This window comes from Bacteroides sp. HMSC067B03 (assembly GCF_001811315.1).
Taxonomy (GTDB): Bacteria; Bacteroidota; Bacteroidia; order Bacteroidales; family Bacteroidaceae; genus Bacteroides; species Bacteroides faecis.
In genome coordinates, this window is record NZ_KV804425.1 from 1 (window position 1) to 400 (window position 400).

The window sequence follows — 400 nt, forward strand, 5'->3', positions numbered from 1 at the left end:
ATTGCGGAAACGGGACGAACCCTGCCTGCGCTAGGCTTGCTGTGCGTGTACACGTGGCCGTTGTTCATGCTCACGTACCACGCGTTCGAGGCGTCGTATTCGGTGCTGCTCCAGTACCAGTCGGTTGTAATTATATTTTGATTACCTGATACGGAGGATAGCAACTCGTTGATTTCGGTCTTATATTTGGCGATGGTAATGAGTTCTCCTTCGCTGGGAAGATACCACTCGGTTTTGTCTTCAAGTCCGTCCAGTTCAAGCGTACAAGCCTTATAGTTCTTTGCTGCTTCCGCGGCTGGCGCGCCAACGACACCGCCATTATCCTTAATTCCCGCAGTGGCTTCTATGATAGCATCGGTATTTTGTTTTCCGTCTGCCGTTTCATAAAGCCCTTGATTAC

General features: G+C 50.0%; 1 protein-coding gene. It reads right to left on the bottom strand.

Annotated features, from left to right (window positions below):
• A partial coding sequence (locus tag HMPREF2794_RS21335) for an Lcl C-terminal domain-containing protein (protein ID WP_139147284.1) occupies positions 1 to 400 on the bottom strand: 400 nt, incomplete at both ends.